Below are 239 nucleotides of genomic sequence, written 5' to 3' on the forward strand. Positions count from 1 at the left end.
GGCCACCGAAGTCAAAGCCCGCGAAAAAACGACCATGACGACGCGCGACCGGAAGATCAGGATCGAAACCACCGCACTCCAGCAATTGGTCTCCAAAATGCTCACCATCGACCAGACCGTGTTCAACACGCCCGGACTGCAACCAGACGGCGTAAAAGTCACCTTCCCAGACATGGAAGACGCTTCACCATCTGACCTTGCGAACACGGCCGCGACCATGCGTTCTGCTCAACTCCTCT

1 protein-coding gene is annotated in these 239 nt (G+C 56.9%); it reads left to right on the forward strand.

What is annotated here, in order from left to right:
- Window positions 1–34: 34 nt before the first annotated feature.
- The coding region (locus QP415_RS12805) for a hypothetical protein (RefSeq protein ID WP_285100326.1) at window positions 35–239 on the forward strand (205 nt) is incomplete at its 3' end.

Origin of the sequence: Pauljensenia sp. UMB3104, assembly GCF_030217285.1 — a bacterium.
In the GTDB taxonomy this organism is placed as follows: domain Bacteria; phylum Actinomycetota; class Actinomycetes; order Actinomycetales; family Actinomycetaceae; genus Pauljensenia.